Annotated in this window: 21 protein-coding genes and 1 tRNA gene; 12 read left to right on the top strand and 10 right to left on the bottom strand. The window is 47.5% G+C overall.

The window, feature by feature from the left end:
* Positions 1–14: 14 nt before the first annotated feature.
* Entirely contained in the window at positions 15–260 is a 246-nt protein-coding gene (locus EZMO1_RS22615; RefSeq protein ID WP_201772224.1) for a hypothetical protein, read from the top strand.
* 47 nt (positions 261–307) lie between these two features.
* Here the strand turns inward: EZMO1_RS22615 and selD are convergent, their stop codons facing one another.
* The 4 genes from selD to EZMO1_RS22595 form a co-directional block, all read right to left on the bottom strand.
* Positions 308–1,348: a selenide, water dikinase SelD gene (selD, locus tag EZMO1_RS22610; protein ID WP_034878917.1), complete on the bottom strand. Its 1,041-nt coding sequence runs from the start codon at positions 1,346–1,348 to the stop codon at positions 308–310.
* 79 nt (positions 1,349–1,427) lie between these two features.
* Positions 1,428–1,916: a hypothetical protein gene (locus EZMO1_RS22605; RefSeq protein WP_034878559.1), complete on the bottom strand. Its 489-nt coding sequence runs from the start codon at positions 1,914–1,916 to the stop codon at positions 1,428–1,430.
* 220 nt (positions 1,917–2,136) lie between these two features.
* Positions 2,137–2,700: a DUF2878 domain-containing protein gene (locus EZMO1_RS22600; RefSeq protein WP_222842156.1), complete on the bottom strand. Its 564-nt coding sequence runs from the start codon at positions 2,698–2,700 to the stop codon at positions 2,137–2,139.
* Between the two features lie 62 nt (positions 2,701–2,762).
* Complete coding sequence (locus EZMO1_RS22595; RefSeq protein WP_082212309.1) at positions 2,763–3,995, bottom strand: EAL domain-containing response regulator; 1,233 nt, start codon at positions 3,993–3,995, stop codon at positions 2,763–2,765.
* Positions 3,996–4,022: 27 nt separating this feature from the next.
* Here EZMO1_RS22595 and EZMO1_RS22590 point away from each other — a divergent pair, with 27 nt between their 5' ends.
* Positions 4,023–5,060: a universal stress protein gene (locus EZMO1_RS22590; protein WP_082212308.1), complete on the top strand. Its 1,038-nt coding sequence runs from the start codon at positions 4,023–4,025 to the stop codon at positions 5,058–5,060.
* Positions 5,061–5,351: 291 nt separating this feature from the next.
* Here EZMO1_RS22590 and EZMO1_RS22585 read toward each other — a convergent pair whose 3' ends face one another.
* Positions 5,352–5,798, bottom strand: a complete 447-nt coding sequence (locus EZMO1_RS22585; protein ID WP_236632075.1) for a c-type cytochrome — start codon at positions 5,796–5,798, stop codon at positions 5,352–5,354.
* A gap of 336 nt (positions 5,799–6,134) precedes the next feature.
* Between EZMO1_RS22585 and EZMO1_RS22580 the strand changes: the two genes are divergently transcribed.
* From EZMO1_RS22580 to EZMO1_RS22570, 3 genes are all read left to right on the top strand, one after another.
* Positions 6,135–6,211: transfer RNA gene (locus EZMO1_RS22580), tRNA-Arg, on the top strand.
* 126 nt (positions 6,212–6,337) lie between these two features.
* Positions 6,338–6,856, top strand: a complete 519-nt coding sequence (locus EZMO1_RS22575; protein WP_051790528.1) for a DUF6933 domain-containing protein — start codon at positions 6,338–6,340, stop codon at positions 6,854–6,856.
* A 117-nt stretch (positions 6,857–6,973) separates the two neighbouring features.
* The gene (locus EZMO1_RS22570) at positions 6,974–7,438 is read left to right on the top strand and encodes a Fic/DOC family N-terminal domain-containing protein (RefSeq protein WP_051790526.1); all 465 of its coding nucleotides are present in this window, start codon (positions 6,974–6,976) and stop codon (positions 7,436–7,438) included.
* 286 nt (positions 7,439–7,724) lie between these two features.
* Here the strand turns inward: EZMO1_RS22570 and EZMO1_RS26360 are convergent, their stop codons facing one another.
* A complete protein-coding gene (locus EZMO1_RS26360) occupies positions 7,725–8,327 on the bottom strand; it encodes a hypothetical protein (RefSeq protein WP_145912707.1) in 603 nt (200 codons plus the stop codon).
* Positions 8,328–8,901: 574 nt separating this feature from the next.
* The gene (locus EZMO1_RS22560; protein ID WP_034878549.1) at positions 8,902–9,864 is read right to left on the bottom strand and encodes a hypothetical protein; all 963 of its coding nucleotides are present in this window, start codon (positions 9,862–9,864) and stop codon (positions 8,902–8,904) included.
* 371 nt (positions 9,865–10,235) lie between these two features.
* Between EZMO1_RS22560 and EZMO1_RS27100 the strand changes: the two genes are divergently transcribed.
* Both EZMO1_RS27100 and EZMO1_RS22555 read left to right on the top strand, forming a co-directional pair.
* Positions 10,236–10,385: a hypothetical protein gene (locus tag EZMO1_RS27100; protein WP_160174112.1), complete on the top strand. Its 150-nt coding sequence runs from the start codon at positions 10,236–10,238 to the stop codon at positions 10,383–10,385.
* 655 nt (positions 10,386–11,040) lie between these two features.
* The gene (locus EZMO1_RS22555) at positions 11,041–12,414 is read left to right on the top strand and encodes an OprD family outer membrane porin (RefSeq protein ID WP_034878548.1); all 1,374 of its coding nucleotides are present in this window, start codon (positions 11,041–11,043) and stop codon (positions 12,412–12,414) included.
* Here the strand turns inward: EZMO1_RS22555 and EZMO1_RS22550 are convergent.
* The gene (locus EZMO1_RS22550) at positions 12,409–14,013 is read right to left on the bottom strand and encodes a sulfatase family protein (protein WP_082212307.1); all 1,605 of its coding nucleotides are present in this window, start codon (positions 14,011–14,013) and stop codon (positions 12,409–12,411) included. The two genes, EZMO1_RS22555 and EZMO1_RS22550, sit on opposite strands and share 6 nt — an antisense overlap.
* A 429-nt stretch (positions 14,014–14,442) precedes the next feature.
* Between EZMO1_RS22550 and EZMO1_RS22545 the strand changes: the two genes are divergently transcribed.
* Together EZMO1_RS22545 and EZMO1_RS22540 are read left to right on the top strand one after the other, a co-directional pair.
* Positions 14,443–15,360: a TIM barrel protein gene (locus EZMO1_RS22545; RefSeq protein WP_034878547.1), complete on the top strand. Its 918-nt coding sequence runs from the start codon at positions 14,443–14,445 to the stop codon at positions 15,358–15,360.
* Positions 15,361–15,470: 110 nt separating this feature from the next.
* Positions 15,471–16,217: a sulfite exporter TauE/SafE family protein gene (locus tag EZMO1_RS22540; protein WP_034878546.1), complete on the top strand. Its 747-nt coding sequence runs from the start codon at positions 15,471–15,473 to the stop codon at positions 16,215–16,217.
* A 3-nt stretch (positions 16,218–16,220) separates the two neighbouring features.
* Here the strand turns inward: EZMO1_RS22540 and EZMO1_RS22535 are convergent, their stop codons facing one another.
* Together EZMO1_RS22535 and EZMO1_RS22530 are read right to left on the bottom strand one after the other, a co-directional pair.
* On the bottom strand, positions 16,221–17,489 hold the full coding sequence (locus EZMO1_RS22535) for an alanine racemase (RefSeq protein ID WP_034878545.1): 1,269 nt from the start codon (positions 17,487–17,489) through the stop codon (positions 16,221–16,223).
* Between the two features lie 74 nt (positions 17,490–17,563).
* Entirely contained in the window at positions 17,564–18,622 is a 1,059-nt protein-coding gene (locus EZMO1_RS22530) for a LacI family DNA-binding transcriptional regulator (protein ID WP_034878543.1), read from the bottom strand.
* A 368-nt stretch (positions 18,623–18,990) separates the two neighbouring features.
* Between EZMO1_RS22530 and tatA the strand changes: the two genes are divergently transcribed.
* Genes tatA through tatC form a run of 3 tightly spaced genes read left to right on the top strand, consistent with a single transcriptional unit; the run spans position 18,991 to position 20,374 of the window.
* Complete coding sequence (tatA, locus tag EZMO1_RS22525; RefSeq protein ID WP_034878542.1) at positions 18,991–19,185, top strand: Sec-independent protein translocase subunit TatA; 195 nt, start codon at positions 18,991–18,993, stop codon at positions 19,183–19,185.
* Positions 19,186–19,196: 11 nt separating this feature from the next.
* Positions 19,197–19,574 carry a Sec-independent protein translocase protein TatB gene (gene tatB, locus EZMO1_RS22520; RefSeq protein ID WP_051790522.1) on the top strand — a complete coding sequence of 126 codons (378 nt, stop codon included), beginning with the start codon at positions 19,197–19,199 and terminating at the stop codon, positions 19,572–19,574.
* A gap of 41 nt (positions 19,575–19,615) precedes the next feature.
* Positions 19,616–20,374 carry a twin-arginine translocase subunit TatC gene (tatC, locus tag EZMO1_RS22515; protein ID WP_051790520.1) on the top strand — a complete coding sequence of 253 codons (759 nt, stop codon included), beginning with the start codon at positions 19,616–19,618 and terminating at the stop codon, positions 20,372–20,374.
* Positions 20,375–20,378: the final 4 nt, after the last annotated feature.

Genomic DNA, 20,378 nt, shown 5'->3' with positions numbered 1-20,378 from the left:
AAGAGGATCTAGCTATGGCACGGAGAACGCCGAAAAAAGCTGCTGCTGGTTTTGATGGTGTCGATATAGGTTTTTTGGGAAGTCGCGACGAACCAGCGGATCAAAGAACTGTAGAGTCTCGCAAGAAGCTCAGAGAGAGTCTCAATTCACAAATTGAAGCCTTTCTGGCCAGCGGTGGCGAGATAGAAGAAGTACCATCGAATGTTACTGCAAACCCACCTCAAAAGCCTTCTGGTGAATACGGTAACAGACCTATCTGATAGTTTTTTAGCCCGGCTCATTTGAGTTCGGGCTTTTTTATTCCCCTTCACACGACGGTTACCCAGTGCCCTGCGTCGTAAGTTTCAAGCCTGCCTATTTCAGTTAAATTCAGATCAAAGCTTTTGACGATCTCGTGGAACGCCTCTTCTGAGTTTTCATCAACCGCTATCAGTAACCCGCCGCTGGTTTGAGGATCACAGAGAATATGCTTTTGTCTGTCTGTTAATGGACTGGTCATATGGCCATAGCTTGAGAAATTCCTGTGTGTGCCTCCGGGAATGCAACCCTGCTCCAGATACTGATCAACATGATGCAGTAAAGGCAGGCTCCGGGTTTCAATGGTGGCCTTTACATGGCTGCTTTCGCAGATTTCAAGCAGGTGACCCAGTAAACCAAAACCTGTGACATCGGTCATGGCGCTAATGCCCGGGAGCTTCGACAGCTCTGCACCTACGTTGTTCAAGGTACACATGGCATCCCGTGCAATATGGGTGTGTTCAGGTAACAGGCACTTTTTTTTCTGTGCCGTGGTCAGAATGCCAATGCCCAAAGGTTTGGTCAGAAACAAACGGCTTCCGGGTCGTGCCTGATTGTTGCGCTTGAGTTGTTTTACCGGAACCTGCCCGGTCACTGCCAGCCCGAAAATCGGCTCCGGAGCATCAATGCTGTGGCCTCCTGCCAGAGGAATACCCGCATCCGCACATGCCTGACGCCCGCCATCGATAACCGTACCCGCGATCTCGGCAGGTAGAAGATTTACCGGCCACCCGAGAATAGCGATAGCCATCAGAGGCTTTCCGCCCATGGCATAGACGTCACTGATTGCATTGGTGGCAGCAATACGCCCGAAATCAAACGGATCATCAACAATAGGCATGAAGAAATCCGTCGTGCTGATAATGCCTTCGCCGTTACCCGTATCGAATACCGCCGCATCGTCTTTGCTGGAATGCCCCACCAACAGACCGTGAAAGCTGGGCAGGGACAGGTTGGTTTTGAGAATGCAGTCCAGCACTTCCGGGGAAATTTTGCAGCCACAGCCTGCGCCATGACTGTACTCGGTCAGTTTGACAGTGTCTTTTGTCATGCTGTTCATCACTGTGCCCGCTTGTGGAAAATTGAATCAACTGAAAGCAGATTAGCCTGGCACAGTGGTGTCAGTGGTATTACTCTTCGTACTCTTCCGCAGGGACCTCAACTTTGTGAGCAAACAGATGTTTGATATCCGGATGCTTCAGAATTTTCTGAATCCACCCTTTGCACCAGGTTTGCGGGTCCATGGCGTCAAGACTTTGCGTGTATTTCAGGTTGTAATAGGCAATTCGGGTTGGCATACCGTCTTGTGCCAGCGCGTTAAACATCAGCCCGGGCATTTTGATTGAGTCTTCAGATACCCAGCGCAGGCTGTAAAATGCCATTTCCAGCCTGACGATCCAGCGCTTTTCACCATACTGAACGGTAAGGTCGAAGCGAACTCTGTCGGGTTCCCTTTCTTTTTCCGCCGCAATAAACTCGGTGATTTCAGCATGGACCGGACGTTTGCGGACGATTAAATCGTCCATTTCAGCGGTTCCGGATTCAAACCACGCTTTCACGTCTACTGCCTTATGTTTAAGTAGTGTACTGATATCGGAAGCATTGGCAGGCGTGCTCATGGTGCACTTAACCCCTGTTCGTTATTTATTTTCCTTAAAGTCAAGAGCTTTATTGTTCAATTTATAGGCTCTTCGCTTGTGGCGAGGTTTTTACCACGATGCTTTTGGTTCAATGTACTCCTTCCTGGTATGTCTGCAACGGCATGTCAGGAATGTTGTAGGTACAAGAAAGCATTTCCCCGCTTATGGCTTTTTATCTCAAACTCGTATGACATTTCAACTACAGTTTGTTTCTTTTGTAGCGTTCCTGCCACACTGACGAGAATGCTAACAGCACAGGAGTGATGATTGACCAGATAATCGCCATGACCAGAAGCGATAGCCATGCAGGCGAAGACAGGGCAACGTCGCTTATCCGGTTGAGCAGGAAGTAATGAATCAGGCTGAACAGAAAGCCTGTCAGAGGTGTCAGCCAACGGCGCTTCAGGCATAAAAGCAAACTGTGTCGTATGGTGGTTCCTGCCAGTGCCCAGATGCATGCCATCCATAATGGCAAGAGTCGGTTGGTGGTAGAAAACTCAAGAATGCCCAGATTGCCTGCAAAGCTGTCGATAGCGGAACCCAACAGTAGTGAAATGAGCAGTATTTCTTTTTCTTTGTCCCAGTTGCCAATAAATTTAATATGGATCAGCAGGATCGTGATGGTGGTTGCCAGTGTGATTGCGCTACTGAATTCCGAGAGGCTGGTGGATAAACAGATGATCCAGCCTGTCAGGAATAAAAATACATTCGTCGTATAGGATTTTTTGAACATTAAAACACCGTGAGTGATACGGGCTGACATGAAACTCAGTATATCTTTGATTCTTTCATGAGTTGTGCAGCGGTATCTATTGTGCCAATGCATTATTTGGCAGGAGGCTTATCAGGAGGCAATGGCAGTGGTAATTTATCCGTCCACTGTTTTTCCCATTCGGGCAGCTCCTCTGCAGGCATGGGTTTGCCGATCAGAAAACCCTGCGCCATATCGCAGTGTAACTGATCCAAAAGGTGCCATTCCTCCAGAGTTTCAACACCCTCTGCAACGGTCTCCATTTCCAGTGTGTGCGCCAGATTAATATTGGCTTCGATAATGGCTTTGCGGGTTTTATCAGTGTTGGCACTTTGCACAAATGATTGATCAATTTTCAGTTCAGAGAACGGAATCCGGTTGAGCTGCTGCATACTGGAATAGCCCGTACCAAAATCATCAATAGACAGGGAAAATCCCTTCATCTTGAGGCGGGCCAGAGTTTCGAGAGCTTTGGCAGCATTTTCGATCAGGGTGCTTTCGGTGATTTCCAGAGTCAACAGTTCGGGGTTGATATTCAGTGCCCGGGTTTTCTTGTAAATATCGTCGGGTAGCGCTGTATCGGTTAAAACTACAGGCGAGAGGTTAACGCCAATAGAGATAGCTCTGCCATGATCAAGGTCTGAACGCAGCTGCTTCAGGGTCTGACTCACAAGGCGTCCGGTCAGCTGGTGAATTAATCCGGTGCTTTCCATCAGTGGAATAAAGTGTGCAGGGCTGACCATGCCGATTTCCGGATGAGGCCAGCGGCAAAGAGCTTCCATAGAAACCAGACGACCGCTGCGAACCAGAACCTTTGGCTGGTAGTGGAGAATAAACTGATCGTCATCAAGGGCTTTCTGTAAATCTTCCTCGGTGAAATGCAGGTGGCTGACGGTATTGGAAGGCCGAGTGCGAACGGAGTAAAGCTTCAATAATTCCCGGACACGATCCCGGGATAAGGGTTTTGGCAATGCTCCGAGTACCCGCAGCCCATGTTCCTGTGCCATATCTTCAACGGTTCTGATCAGGGAAGGCGCCAGGGCACTCGCGACAATCACGGCTCTGGCATAACCCTCGTCTGCCAGATGGCGAATGAATTGTATGCCATCCATTTCCGGCATATCCAGATCACAGATAACAATATCAATGACGGGGGAGTTTTCCAGTTGTTTCAGGGCATCACTACCATTGTTGGCGAGCCTGAGGTTTTTGATCCCCAGACCCTTTAATGCCTGTTCCGCAACCACGCGTTGAAATTCGTGATCTTCTACCACCATTACACTCAGCTCAGCCAGATTTAACGTCATGATGAAGGGAAGCCTATATCAAAGGAGATGGATTATTGTCGTATGTACTTCTCATCGGCAGACGGCGGGCAGAATTTTGTATGGCTGCAATACTTTGCAGAGTTGTTGATTGTGAGAGTGCTTCCAATGCATGCGTTTAAAACCATCCTGCTGGCCGTAACCCGCCTGCATTCCAGTGAGCTGGAGTTAAGTCAGACCTTCAGACTGGTTTCGGACAATAATGCCCGATTGATTATTGCAGTGTTCGATCAGAGTCTGGATGTGTTGCAACGACTGCAGTTCCTGCCTCTGGAAGGAAAGCTTGAAGCATTGTGTAGAAAACAGCTGGAAGAATACACTGAAGAACTGAGGGCGAAAGCATGGGAAGAAGGTGTGCAGGCTGAAACCTGTATTGTTCCGGGAAAGCCCAGACAGGTGATCGGTGGACTGATCAATGAATACGGCGTCGATCTGGTGGTTAAACTGGCCGACCCCTGTGGCCCTCTGGCTCGCAACCAGCTCACCGGAAACGATCTGGCTCTGTTGAGAAAGTGCCCGGTGCCCGTTTTGATGATGGCCAGTCGAGGGCAGCTGCCCGGGTTTACCGGTAACATTATGGTGGCCCTGGATGTCGGTGATCCAAATCATGATGCGGCAGAACTCAATCGCAACCTGCTGTTGAATGGATTGTACTTGAGTAGTCAGGAACAGGCTCAGCTACATATTGTCAGTGTCTGGGGGCTTCCTGTTGAACATCATGCTCTACAACATTTTGATGAAGAAGAACTGTATGAGTTGCAGGAAACGACGCATCGGAGGTATCAGAAAAAGCTGGATGAAGCTTTGGATGAGGTGACTATCGATAAGAATTGTCCGGATATCCACTGTTATTTGCTTAAGGGACAGCCCGCCCCGGAAATTCAGAGGCTGGCTAATGAAGTGAATGTGGATGTCATTGTGATGGGAACGCTTGGACATCACGCCCAGGGTGTTCTGATGGGCAATACCGCAGAAAATATTATTAATAATGTTTATTGTTCTATTTTGGCGATCAAGCCAGAAGGGTTTATCAGTCCGCTTGGATAGTGATTGTCTTAGGCAGTAGCTTCTTAAAGCAGCTCTGGCAGTTTTAAGAAGCTAGGAGCCTGTCCGAGAATAGTCTGCCCTACCGGCAACTGCTCCTGCGTTGCCCTAGCTCCGGCATCCATGCCGTCGTGCGGTCGTAGTAAATTGGTCTAAAAATCCGATTTTGTTCGTCAAATAGCTCGCTATTCTCCTCTCAAAACCGAATTTTTATCCTCAATTTTCTACGATCCTCGCTACGGGCGCTATTCTCGGACAGCCTCCTAGAGGGGGTTATACCTGAGAAGCGGCTTACTATTTGACTGCTCCCATGTACAGCATGGCATTACCAAACTCTTCTTCAGAGCAGTTCATGCAGGTTCCCTTAGGCGGCATGCTGCCAATGCCTGCATAAGCCTGCTGAAGCAGCTTGCTGTAACCACCAATGGCAGAGGCGCGTTTTGTCCACTCTGCGGTGTCGCCTTTCTTTGGTGCACCCAGAAGTCCGGAAGTGTGGCAGGCGGTACAGAACTTGTTGAAAACAGTCTCACCACTGCGAGGCTCGCTGGGAGCCGCAGCAACAGCACCCACATTGGCAGCACAGTCTTCCCCTTCTTTACAGACAGAACCGACAGGCGCTATCCGTTCAGCAATTTCCTGACGGGAAACATCGTCCAGCGGCACCGGTTTGGCCAGCGCCATCACCGAGAAAAGCCCCCCTAACAAGATCGCCAGCATTCGCATGTGTGTAACCCCAGTCACTCGCTTATCCTCGTTATGACAACATCAGGAACACGATGAGTTTTTGTTATTCGAGGCATTATCTTCGTGTCAGGAAGGCAAGCCTTTTGAATGTGAACCTGTGAGCCGAATTGTTCTTAAGCACTGCGGATTATAGAACAGATGCGTCTGTCAAAACAGTGGTTTGTACGTAGTGGTTAGTGGCGTGTGCGTGCGGCGTGCATAATTGGCTGAGTTGCTTTATGCACTACGTTAGTACCACTTGGTGAAAGCATAAAAAATCGTGGACAAAGAAGGGCTTGGTCAGTAGTATTGGCAGCCGCTGTCCGTTGTATTCTCAACGCAAAGCAGCTTAACGCACCTGTAGCTCAGCTGGATAGAGTAGTGCCCTCCGAAGGCATTGGTCGGTGGTTCGAATCCACTCAGGTGCGCCATATTTCCATGCGAGTTCCGCACTTTTTCCAAAAGATTTATTATCTCCGGGCTTCCTCCAGAAGCAGCTTTTCCTTTCTGATACTTCAAATCGCAATTCTCCCTAAGAACTGGAACAAGGAAGCCGCATGATTATCCACTGCTCCGCCAAGCTTTCTGCAAAACTCCCGGCAAAACCACCCAAAAAATCCGAAGTGCCAGCCATCGGCAAACTGCAACACTGGCACGCGCATTTTTTAACGTACCAGCGTCGTCAGTGTGTGCTGTTCTGTGAAGATGAAACCCGCTTTATGTTGCTGGCAAAAGGATTAAAAAAGCATCATTTTGACTACCTTAAAGATACTTTCGAGACGGTACTGTTTCATGCTTTGTCGGGTTGTTTTGGCTTAAGCCCTGATCAGGTTCGCAAAGTGATAAAAGCCTGTGGTGATCTTCAGGCGGACACCAGCACCGACCGTTCTGTTCAGGGTTCCATGCGGGTAGCGGCAGAAGACCTAAAATTCTACTTTGCCCGCGAGAGCATCATTGACGTTCCCCACGCAGACATTCAGCAATGGCTTAATCGTCGCCCGCTGACCGTTAAAGGCCGTAAAGACACTCTTTGGCCTGATAAGGCAATGAAGAAGCTGGTGGACGGGCTGGTTTAGCACTCTATATCTGGCTCAGAGCTAAATTTCCAATGGATATACAAAACCCCGCTTTTTATACATGTCTGGCTGATATGTATAGGAAATGCCATTTTTCTATATATATCAGGAGTGAATGTGAGCCTGTTTCAACCATCCGAACTGCCTTTGGCCAACGAAGAAGAACTGGAGAGTCGCCCGGTATTAAAGAAGCTTGCCGCTGCTCATCGCCATTTGGCTGAGCTGATAGGGGTGGTTCGCTCTATTCCTAATGAAACCATCCTGATCAGCACTCTGACACTTCAGGAAGCGAAAGACAGTTCCGAGGTGGAAAACATTGTTACCACTCATGACGAGTTATTTAAATCAGACCTTGCCGGAACAATTTATAATCCGGCTGCCAAAGAAGTAAAAAGCTACGCAGTGGCTCTGAGTCATGGTTTTGAACAGGTCAGACCAACCGGGCTGCTGCGCTTGCAGGATATTCTCGATATTCAGCAAACACTGGAAGAGAACCGTGCCGGTCTTCGCAAGCTGCCGGGAACTGAGCTAAAGAATATGATAACGGGTGAAGTGGTTTATACCCCAATGGCACTGACTTAAGCTCTTAGCCCTTATACTCCTTGAGTTGACGAGCTTTTGCTCTGGAGTGCTGGAGCTTTTTGAATGCCTTCGGTCGCTTCTTTACAGCTCTTGGTTCTGATCGTCCGGGTCGGTCTCCAACTTTATGCTCTCCAATGATAACTATCATTTGGTAGTGGGTCAGCTGGGAAATAGATTCAATGAAGCGTCGTTCTTTGCAAAGAGAAGTGCTTCACTGGGTTTGAGTTTTGGCTTTTAAGACACCCTCTTCAGTTGGGGGAGCGTGTCACGTGCTCAAAATAATGCGTCATTTTTGAAAATAATTTTGAATAGCATTCCAATATCCAACTATAACACTTAACATATCAAATACTAAGGGATTTTCGGATGTTCGCATGTTGTCGATTAGCGTTTGATATCGCTCATTCATATCCTTATTAAGATCTTTATTTTCAAGACAAATGCAATCAGCTTCTCCATTTTGTGCAAGGTCTTCAAATGTTACATTAATTCTCTCAAATATTTCTTTTGGTTTGAATGAGTGATCAATATCAATCCAATTACCTGTGATATATCCAGAGCAATTAATCGCTCTCGCTTGGCAGCAGGAATTACACTGATCAGAAATACTAACTAAAGCCTCCTTATGTGGCATTCGAGATTCTAACGTTGTTCTGTAAATGCTGTCTACAGGGTCTACAGGGTTTGCCGTACAACCGTCTATGGCAAACTCTGGTGGTCTGCGGTCAACTTTTCGTATTGTTAACATTGCATGACATTCCGATCCCGTCACACCAGACGAAAAAGAAATAAAAGTTAATAAATATGCACAGAAAAGTAATTTTTGCATCATTGTACTTGAATATATTTTTAGGTTTGGATCAGGATTGCTTATAAAACATAAACGCACCTAAATCGGGTAGCCGGGGGTTTTTCTCCCCCAGCCTGCACACCGCCCAGCATGCGGGTCCGCACTGGGCGATTCACAGAAAGTTTTAACCTTCAATGAGTTCAGTAGCCTGTAGCTTTCACTTCTATTCTCATACCTGAGTCCGAAGCTTGGTTACATGCACACTCAGTGGTGGCCAGAGCTGGTTTCATGTACGATCGTCAATATCGGGTAAGAACCGGTCGGCACGTTCGCTATTGAGAATACATGACTCCTCTCTGCTTTCTACGTTTAGCCCTTCGCTGACGACTCCTGTCGGACAACTACCGGGAGCCTGAGAATAGTCTGCCCTACCGGCAACTGCTCCTGCGTTGCTCTAGCTCCGGCATCCATGCCGTCGTGTGGTCGTAGTAAATTGGTCTAACAATCCGATTTTGTTCGTCAAATAGCTCGCTATTATCCTCTCAAAACCGAATTTTTATCCTCAATTTTCTACAATCCTCGCTACGGGCGCTATTCCCGGTCAGCCTCCTATGGCCTCTGCTGACTTCTGCCCAAACACAGACAGGATTACTCCTGAATGCGCTACAGTGTTTCATCGTGTTCGCTCATTCCGGTTGATTAAGCCGGAGTGCCAAGCCTGTTGAATCGTAAGTTCTCGATAACTGCTGCAAATCCCACAGGGTAGCTTGAAAACGCCGAACTGCCTTGCACCGTCATTGAAGGTGGTCAGGCTACCTGTGCTTTTGAGCCTGGCAAAGGACTCGTTATTAATGATGGTGCAATAACCATTCTGTTCTTGGTGTCTTGTACCTGTGTCGTCTGTTTGGATATAGCTTGAGCAGCGGATGCCTGTAGCCGGTAACTCTGTTTTTTCAGAGTGGAACTGTTCGTGCCCCTGCGTCAGCAGCTGGCTCAGCTCTCCACTGGAAATAGAGAGCCCAATGTCCCATAACCACTCCAGCAGTTCAGGTTGAGTAACAGAGCAGCCGCGGTATTGGTGCAGGATGTACGCTTGCAGCACTGGACCATAATGATGCCCATGGAGATCAGCAGGCGGTTTGGCTTTAATGGTTTGTCCGTCTGCTGTCACCCATTGTTCCAAAAGATATTTGAAACTGGATGTCTGTATTGTCAGCTCCTGCACATGGAAGGGGGTAGTTCCGTTCCGGGTTGAGCCCTGCGGAACATCAGTGACTGCAATCGATATAGATGCTTCAGCCGGTGATTTCGGAGGCTGTTTACGCTGTTGCCGGGTATTCTCGTTGGGCTTTTTAACTTTGCGCTTTTGGGAGGAGCCAGAGTTGGCTTCATCGTTATTCTCAGCGCCTGGCTCTTCATCTTCATACCTTCCGGGGTCATCATCAGGAGGCTTGGTGTTAGGTTTGATGTCCGGTTTTGCTGGCAGTTTTTTCAGACGGCGAGTCTCTGCCTCAAGAACTTCTATCAGCTCCTTTAGCTCAATGATCTGCTCTTGCTGCTGGGTGTGATCTTGCTGCCGAGCGATGAATCTTGGCAGGTTTTCAGGTTGCAACTGATGAGATTGTAAAAAAGCCATGCAGAAAGGATAGACGGTTAATCGAAATTATCCTCCTTCGTTAGTACTACTCGATTCCGCAGTTTTTTCTTCTTGACTTTTACATTAGCTGGAATAACAGGGTGTTAGGCATTCCGATGGAATTTATACAGGGATGAATAATTGAGCTATAGCTCATGGAAATAGTGCGTTTCTACAAAAAATGCTTCGGACACATCAGTCCGAAGCCATTACAGGTACAAGTGAGAGTTTTCAAGGGATGTGGCAACAGCGCATGCATTTTATGAAATATTCGAGCCAACAGTATAAACACTTGCATAAACCCGTTAAAGGTCTAATGCGTATTCAGCTAAGTCACCTTGAAGTTTGTCTGATCGATGCGCAGGAAGAACATGCTAAAAATTAAATTGGACGCTACCAACCCTTATAAGCATGACAATGGCCAGCAACAGATGGAGGAAGAATACGCCCGACTGAAAGAGGACTGGGCGTTTTTCGATGCCATTTATCAGGATTTTATTGCCCGTTTAAAATCTGCTTAAGTCCGGTTAACTGGTTCAGTAATGGTGTCGATCTGTAAACTTTATCGCGCAGACTGACATCGGTATCGACCCATGTTATACCAATCCCGCTTTCTAAATATGACCATGGGCATGAGCAAGCCATTCCAAATCGCTGGGCAAGGAAGAACAACGAGTAATAGCTGGCTATTGCGAGGAGTTCTGACGCAGAGCCAGTGGTTTGGAATGACGGCGCAATTCATGTTTAGAAGATGGAATTGGTGTTATACATGTTGCAGGCTTTGAAAAATTCAAAACACCAGCAGGGTTTACGCATCAAATTAAAACAATCGTACCTATCTTGTAGAGGCTGAATATTAACGACTACAGATTTTCAAAGTATGACTGTTCGGTTTGAAACTGGTGAAAATCAGGAGATATAAAACCTACTGTCGTTTAAAAATCCTGAGAGTTTGATTATTTCAACTTCTTTTCAGCTGTGTGTTAGAGAAAACAACTACCTAATCGGCATTTGCTAGTTCAGATTGATGCGTAAGCCCTGAAATACCAGTGCCTGACTTATAAGAAAAAAGCCTGCTTCCGTAAGATCAGGTATTTATACAGCACTGAATAAATAGGACAAAAGGCTATTATAGGTATCGTTGCCCGGTAATCATGAAACTGCTTAGGTACCTCTATGTTGAAAAAGGTAACACTGGTTCTGGTTACTCTATCCGTATCATCATGCACTGACCTGCTTGCAACGGATCACATTGGTTCTTCCCACCTGAACGCTGATAAAAAAAGAACCCGTCACTTTTTCAGCGACGCAAAAGTCTCCGGTAAAATCTATAACATGACTCGTATTCGTGATCGTCGTGATGATGTATCGAATTCGTTTAAAGAAAACCTCTACCTTTCCAGTTCTCTGGCGAATGTTGATTTCAGCTCGGGCTTGCTTGACCATCTGTTTGGCGTGGGTGCCGGTGTCTTTGGTACTCTGGATATGTGGCACTCAGGCACTTCACAATACGGGGAAATTGCCCTGATCGATGACCGGGAAAGGATTAAAAATGGTTTTAGTTTTTATAAGGCAGCTGTGAGGGTTGAGCACTCATGTTTCAAAGCTCATGCCGGTTATATTCAGCCATCAGGGCCGGGGGTGTTGGGGGTAAATTTAAGCTTTGTCCCGGGAACCTATCGTGGTGGAGAGGCGGCTTTTCATTATGAGGGTTTGATTGTCGCATTGATGTGGGCTGATCAATATAAAAAGCCATGGATTTATGACATGAAAACCCTATTGCGCAAAGATGGTACGGCACTTAACAGTGTTTACAGTGTTGGCGCTCATTATGATCTGGGCAACGGCGTGAGTGTGATGGGCGGTTTTGGTCAGGGTGAAGATTTTATCGACCTCTATAAATTCAAACTGGCTTATTCCGGGCATTTATTGGCTGTGAGCTACCAGCTCTATGCGATGAACGATAAAAACGACGGTGGTATTGTTTGGAATGCAGATCACACAAAAAACACAACCAATGATATTTTTGAGGGTTTAGCGTACCAGCATGTTCTAATGTCAAACATTCACCTTCATCGTTGGACGTTCAGAGCTGAGGCAAGCTACACCAATGTGAAAGGGTCTGAATCTAATTTTGCCTTTCGACCCACGGGTTACAACGGTGGGTCCGGCGGTTCAAACGGTGCCTATGAAGTGTGGTGGGATAGTCGCTCTGACTTCAACCATAATGGTGAGAAAGCCGTGTTTTTTGGGGGTTGGTACCACTTTAAACACGGATGGAGTGCTGGCTTGTCTTATGCCTTTGGCTGGGATGGCAAACCTAATACACTCAATCCTGCCGTAACGTCTTCTAAAAAACTGCGGGAGCAGGCCTACAATGCAGACATTAGCTATATCTTTCAGTCAGGTCATCTGAAAGGTACGTCCATAACACTGCATTGTACGCTTTTTAATAACAAAACCGGTTTGCCCAGCAGTTCAAGAGCGTTTCCCGGTGCTTTCAAGGATGAGAAAGATATTAAGTTAATCTTCTCTATGCCTTGGCTATGACTCTTGCTCTGTGTTGGAGTGAAAGCTGTGTGGAAATAATTCTTTCAGCGTTGGTGCAGGCTTATATTCCAGCGGCCGGTCTATCCAGTCAGTGCTTGGCGGCACGTCGTAATAAGTTTCAAGCCTTTTTATTTCTGCCTTCAAACGTTCAATTTCACCGCTATAAGCCGGGTCATTGATGGCATTGTTCATTTCTGTCGGATCTTTAGCAAGGTCATAAAACTCCCACTCATCCATCTGATAATAAAAGTGCATCAGTTTGTAGCGGCTGTCCCGAACACCATAATGACGACTAACGTCGTGCATTGCCGGATACTCATAGAAATGGTAATACAGTGACGAGCGCCAGTTAGATTCAGTGCCTTCAATGATGCTCACCATCGATTCGCCCTGCATTTCTGTCGGTATATCAACACCGGCGTATTCCAGAAAGGTCGGTGCGTAATCGATATTCTGTACCAGTTGACTGACTACTGTTCCTGCTCTGATTCTTGCCGGATATTGCATCAGCAAGGGAGCGCGGAATGATTCTTCGTACATAAAGCGTTTATCAAACCAGCCGTGCTCTCCCATATAGAAGCCCTGATCTGACGTGTAAACGACAATGGTGTTTTCTGCCAGATCGTTCACCTCAAGGTAGTCCAGCACTTCACCAACCGACTCATCCACGGACTTAATTGTCGCCAGATAGTCCTGCAGATAACGCTGATACTTCCAGATAGCCATCACTTCATCGGACCAGTTTGTCTCGTTCGCGTTCATGGCATCATTTCGCTCCTGATAGGCGGCATCCCATTGTGCACGTTGCTCCGGTGTCATTCGTTGCAACAGGTGAGGCCATATATCTTCGCGCCATTCTGCTTCACCAACGGCAGTGGTCATTTTCAGGTCGTGCCCTTCCTGGGCATCGCGATAGATGTTCATGGTTTGCATTTGTGCAGCCACCCGGCCTTCGTAAGTGTCGAAGTAGTTGTCCGGTATCGGAAACTCTACCTGTTCAAAAGCGCGGGTGTGGCGTGGAGCTGGCATCCAGTTCCTGTGTGGCGCCTTATGATGCATGACCAGAGCAAAAGGTTTGGACTTATCGCGTTGTTGATCGAGCCAGTTCAGGGTTTTGTTGGTGATCTGGTCGGTGGTGTAGCCCATCTCCTTCTGAACGCCTTCTTTGGTAATCCAGTCCGGGTTGTAGTATTCCCCCTGATCATTGAGAACTTCCCAGTGATCAAAGTCAAAGCCGTCGGGCGTCAGGTTGATATGCCATTTGCCAATAACGGCTGTCGTATATCCAGCCTCTTTCAGCAGGCGTGGCCAGACATCCTGCGAACCATCGAACAGCTGACCATTATGATTAAACCCGTTTTTGTGACCAAATTTTCCGGTAAACATAGCCGCGCGAGACGGGCCGCACAAAGAGTTAGTCACAAAGGATTCGTCAAAACGCACCCCATTACGGGCAATTCGGTCAATGTTTGGCGTCGGAGCCAGATGGGCAATATCACTGCCATAGGCACTGACGGCTCTGACTGCATGATCATCAGACATGATGTAGATGATATTGGGTCTGTCTGTGTCAGGTTTGGCAGGAAAGGTGGAAGGCATAATCAGTCAGCAGATTGTAGAGTGGTTAATAACTGTTCGAAACGTTTCGATCATCGGCGTTATTCAATTTAATTAGACTGACTCAGGTCAACGACGGAGTGATTTTATACGACTATTGACTATAAAACCGCCAGTTAAACCCTTTGTTAAAGCTAACCGATAAATGTGTCGTGCTTTTGTGTGCGGATATGTCAATAAACGACAGAAAGAATGTCCAATATCAATGTCTGTAATAAACACCATCTGATATATATCAGGCAGAAGGTCATGGCTGTGTTCGACTGTTGCCGGATTTCAGGCACAGTTACACAACCGTTTGGCAGTACAGCGAAACCGCTGCGAAACAGCGGGTTTTCTGGCAGCAAAGGATTGTTCCTGTCAAAAGTGCCATGCCATTAGGAATTATTAACTACAGGCAGGAACCTGATCATGATAAGTCCAACTAAAAAACACGATCGTTACCGCTTTGCCGCTGCGCCCTGTTCCTGGGGTGTAGGTAATCCACAGTGTCCGGATAGCCCTGTATGGCGCGATCTTTTGCAGGAAGCATCAGAAGCGGGTTATTCCAGTATTGAGCTTGGGCCTTATGGTTACTTCCCAACCGATGGCAGTATGCTGAAAGATGAACTGGGGATACGGGGAATGTCCGTGATCTCGGGCAGGGTGTATGAGCAGTTGTGGGATCGCACCCGTCTTGAGGAAACTCTGTCGAAAACAAGGAAAGTTTGCCAGCTGCTGCATTCAGTTGGGGCTAAGCAGCTCGTGATCGTTGATGCGGTCAATGACATGCGAGAACGCTTTGCCGGTATCAGCGAACAGGCACCAAGACTGGAAAAACCGAAATGGCGCACCATGATGTCAACGATTCGCTGTATCGCTGATATTGCTATGTACGACTACGGCATTCGAGCGGTGGTTCATCCACATGCCGGTAGCTATCTGGAGTTTGATGATGAAATTTCCCGGATGCTGGATGATGTGCCCTATGAAAAGGCCGGTCTCTGTCTGGATACCGGACACTTTGCGTATGCGGGTATGGAGCCTGCCGAATGGATGAAAGAATGTACCTTCCGGCTTGAGCATGTGCACTTTAAAGATGTCTGCAACCAGCGTCTCGAGTATTGCCTGAACAGCCAGATGGTTGGCTTTAAGAATGCCTGCGACTTTGGAGTAATGCGCTCTGTGGGCGAAGGCGATCTGGATTATCGCGCCATCAAGGAAGCACTTGATCGTGTTGAATACGAGGGTTGGATAACTCTGCAGCAGCTTCGTGATCCCGGTTCGGAAATCAGTCCTTTTGAAGATGCCCGCCGAAGTCTGAACTATCTTAGAGAACTCGGTTTCTGATCGGATAGTTTTTCGGGTTGTCAGGAGGCGGTCTATTCTCGGACAGCCTCCTCATATGAGCCGTGTGAAATCAACACGGCTCTTTTTTAGGGGCTGTTAATGGAGTGAGTATGGATTTTAGCGTACCTCTGGTTCCATTTTTGTTAGTGGCCGTACCGGCAGTTCTCATTTCTGCTCTGGGCAAAGGGGGATTGGGCAGCGCCATGGGCGTTATGGGGGTTCCCCTGATGTCTCTGGTCATTTCTCCGGTTCAGGCCGCAGCCATTCTGTTACCGCTGCTGTTAATCATGGATCTGTTTGCCATATGGGGCTGGAGACGTTTTGTTGACTGGCATATTCTTAAAATTATTCTGTTGCCCGGTCTGGCCGGGGTCGGTCTTGGCTGGTTGATATTTTACCAGTTACCGGAAAGTGCCATACGCTTTCTTGTTGGCTGCATAGCCATATTGTTTTGTTGTCATCAGTTTTTTTCCAGAAATACCAAGCCGGGCAAACCGAGTCGTCTGAAGGGCATTTTCTGGGCAACAGTCAGTGGTTTTTCCAGTTTTGGCGTTCATGCCGGGGGTGCCCCGCTGAGCGTTTATATGTTGCCGCTGAAGTTGGATAAAAAGATACTGGCTGGCACATCAGCCATCTTTTTTGGTGTGGTTAATCTGTCGAAAATGGTTGCCTATGACGGGTTGGGTGAGCTGACTCTCAGCAATCTTAAACTGTCGGCTATGCTGTTACCACTGTGCCCGATTGGCGTTTATGCAGGCATGAAGCTGGTACACCGTATTCGTGAAGATATTTTTTATCGGGTGCTTTATACCGGTCTTTTTATAACTGGTATAAAGCTGATTATTGATGCATTTTAAACGTCAGTAAGTCAGATCAAACGTTTCCCAGGTATCCTGAAGCTGTTGATTTCGAATGACCAGCAGCTTGCCAAATTGCAGCATAACCCGCTCACTCTGGTGTGGTCGTAAAAATACCAGTTCGTCTTCAAACAACTGCGTGCTGTCAGAACTGGTGAGCATTTCCTGATTGGTGCTGCGACCATACAGCGTGCTGTTGGTTAATCCCTGTGGCGACAGGGGACTGGCTTTCCACCAACCACCGTTAATAAAAAAGGTTTGTCGGAAGTTGTAGTTAAACCACGATAGCAGGCGTGTGAATCGTTCGATGTAGGGAATGGTCAGGCCTTCCTGTTTTTTCAGAACCGGTGTGGAAATGAACAGTGCTGGCTGGTGGTGTTTCAGAGTAGGCAGATCAAAACTCATGGGTTGCACAAAAGCAGAGCCAATGCTGATGTCGTTTATTGCGCCACGATTTTCCATAGGATAAAGCTGATAGGTTTTGCTGCCAGCGCAGTTAAAGCAAAGATTCGAACCATAGAGGTCAAGAAAATCGGTGCGTAACAGGGCAACGTATTCGTCGTAGATTTCCTGTGCCCTCAGGCGTGCATTGATTCGCATTGAGGCCAGCGGTGCCTTGGCAATATGTGACTCGTACCCCATAAATCCGGACAGTTCCAGATGATCCCGGTTAGCACGAATAAGGCTGAGCATGGCCGCCAGCTGCTCCGGGCTGGCAACCCCGCCTCGGTGCAGACCAATATTCAGCTCGATACTGACTCTTAATTTCAGACGGTTCTGTCTGGCAAACAGCAGGTATTGCTCCAGTCGGCTTTGCTTATCAATCAGCCACTGAATCTGTTTGATGCGTTCACGATGGGCAGGCTGAAGCTGCTCATAAAAGCTTTCCAGCAAATGAATCGGGAAAGGCTTACCCAATAGAAAGTCACAACCGGGAAACTGACTCAGCATCTGGGTAAGAAAAGGCTGGTGGAAAACCATCAGACGGTTACTGCCAAGCTGGTCAAGGATATAGCGTAATAGCTGTGGGCAGGGCAGGGACTTGGCTACCACGCGGATGTTGGTGGTGTCACCGATATGCTCCCTGACCTGAAGCAGGTTGTGGTTTACCCGTTCCAGATCCACCATGATGTGGGGAAGACCAGTCACTGAAGCGGGCAGTTTGCTGGAAAGATGGGAAAAATAGTCGTCGTGAGGCTGACCTTTGTCTTCCGGCCTGAAGACAAAAAATAACAATACGATGAGAAGAAGGAAAACAACCGACCAGAACATGACTACAACCTTTGCTCACTGACCAACCAGACAATGTTACAAGATTGGCTATATCGGTAAAAGTCAATTGTTGTCTATAAGGTGCGCACCGAATCCCTGACCTGAATTTCCGGTAGAAACTCCAGAGTCACTTTGTTCCGATTGACTTCTTCCTGACTCATTGCTTCACAGTCTGGCTCTATGGGTTCATGCTCCCCGAACAGAGTCAGAGCCAGAGTTGCGGCTTCTTCACCCATGGCTTCTACAGGATATCGAACGGTGGTTAAGCCGGGATTAAGATAGTGAGCCAACACGGTATCATCAAAACCAATCACCGATACATCATTGGGTACCTGAACCCTGCGCTCCCTCAATGCCATCATGCACCCTGCTGCCATGGCATCGTTGTAAGCAAAAATAGCGGAAAACTCTACCTTACGGTCGAGCAGTTCCATCGTTGCATGGTAGCCGCCCTGCTCGTCAGGAACGCGTTTGGTGAAAAGCTCCGGCTCGGGAATAATGCCGTGGGCAAGCAGGGCATCCTGATAGCCTTGATAACGGTTGCGGGCATCTTCCAGTTCGAGTTGTTTGTTATCGGATGAACGGGAAATGATGGCGATATGCCGGTGTCCGCGCTCCAGCAAATACCGTGTTGCCATTTCTCCGGCCTTACGATTGTCCAGATAAATACAACGCTCTTCAAAGCCCTGTATCTTGCGGTTGATGATGACGGAGCTGATTTGTGACTCAAGCAGTTCCATTACCTGATAGTCTGACAATGCTTTGGAATGAACGACAATCGCATCACAACGGCGGTCGATCAGAGACCGGATGGCTTCCCGCTCCCGGTCCGGATCATGATGACCAGAGCTGATAAGTAGCTGTTTGTTATATCGGCTGGCAAGCTTTTCAACACCGCGCATGAGCAGGCTGAAAAATGGATTGCCCAGATCGCCCACGACCAGACCCAGCGTGTCGGATTTGTTACTGACCAGAGCCTTGGCAAAGCTGTTTGGTTTGTAATGCAGCTCGGACATGGCACGCTGCACTGCTTCTTTTTTATTTTGGGCAACACCTGCCGTATTATTCACAACGCGGGAAACAGTAGATATGGAGACTCCCGCCAGTTTTGCGACATCTTTTATATTAGCCACTTGTACACCACATCAGTCAGCTCATCCTGAGGCACATTGTGCCAGACTGGTGGTCTGGCTTGTTGTTTTGCATCAAAGTTTAGAAAAGCTTTGCACGAGATCTAACAAAAAAGTGCAATATTAACAATGTATCATCCAGAGCAGATGCGTCCGTGAAATATTTCCCTTCGGTAAATTGATCTGTATCAATAAATCGGTGGCATTACGGTCAGGGCAATGCGGAATGCAGTTGTTTTTGTCGGGAGATAGTTAAGAATCTGTCACCCACACTTTGTATTGTATCTAATGACTGGCTGTTACTACTGATTGTTCTGCAGTTGTTCCGTCCAGTATGCTTCATTGGATTCGTTATTTTTCAGGAGAGAGTTATGGGTCTGGGTGGAATCAGTATCTGGCAGCTGGTGATTATTCTGTTGATCGTCGTTATGTTGTTCGGTACTAAAAAGCTGAAGACACTGGGAAGCGACCTGGGAGGAGCTGTAAAAGGCTTTAAGGACGCTATGGCTGACGAGAAATCTGAAGGTCAGGTGTCTGGCAAGGAAATTCCCCACGATAAATCCTGAGGTAATGCCTGGTGTTTGATATTGGCTTTGCCGAGATGCTGATCATTGCTCTTCTGGGACTGGTTGTTCTGGGGCCTGAGCGTCTTCCACAGACCATCCGAACTGTTGTTCGCTGGATACATTACCTCAAGCAGACGGCTAGTAATGTCCGTGAAACCGTGGAAAACGAACTCAATATTGAAGAAATCAAACAGGATTTGCATTTCAAGGATATTGAACGACAGCTTGAGAGTGTAAAGCAGCAGGCATCTGAAGCGGGCGACAGCCTGAATACCATGTCGTCCCGATTGCAGGGGGAGGTCAGCGAGTTGAACCAACCCCTTGGCCCGCAGAGTGATAACAAAAGTAATAACAAAAAAGCAGAGACTGAAAGCCCGCCGACTGAATAGATCGGTGCGCTTCCTGTTTGGTGTTAATCAAGAGACGAATTATGACTTCAAGTGCCAGTGCCGGCGACAAGGAGCAGCCACTGATCCAGCACCTGCTGGAGCTGAGAACCCGAATTATTCGCAGCACAGTGGTTATATTGATTGTGTTTGCCGGGCTATTTTATTTTTCCAGCGATATTTACGAATTTATTTCGCAGCCGTTGCGGGTGTATTTGCCTGAAGGAACCAGCATGATAGCCACGGATGTGGCATCACCGTTTCTGGCACCTTTCAAACTGACACTGGTATTGTCGCTGTTTATTGCGATCCCCTATATTCTGCACCAGATCTGGGCATTTATTTCCCCGGGTTTGTATAAGCATGAAAAGCGTCTGGCCATTCCACTGCTGGTTGCCAGTGTATTGTTGTTTTATTCAGGCATGGCGTTTGCTTACTTTGTCGTTTTTCCTCTGGTGTTTGGTTTCTTTACCAGTATTGGCCCGGAAAGCGTTGCCGTCATGACGGACATCAACAGTTATCTGAATTTTATTTTAAAACTGTTTTTTGCTTTTGGTCTGGCTTTTGAAATTCCGGTGGCGACGGTGTTATTGATATGGTCAGGCGTGTCTGATGTTGATTCACTGGCAAAGAAGCGCCCTTATGTTATCGTCGGCTGTTTTGTTTTGGGTATGTTGCTGACACCGCCGGATGTCATCTCCCAGACATTACTGGCAGGGCCTATGTGGTTATTGTTTGAAATGGGTATTTTATTTGCCCGTTTAACGCCTTCAATTTCTGCAAAACAAACAGAAACGGATTAATTCA

The organism is Endozoicomonas montiporae CL-33, assembly GCF_001583435.1.
Classification (GTDB): domain Bacteria; phylum Pseudomonadota; class Gammaproteobacteria; order Pseudomonadales; family Endozoicomonadaceae; genus Endozoicomonas_A; species Endozoicomonas_A montiporae.
The sequence above is the reverse complement of the archived record's forward strand: the minus strand, read 5'-3'. Positions and strand labels throughout refer to the sequence as shown.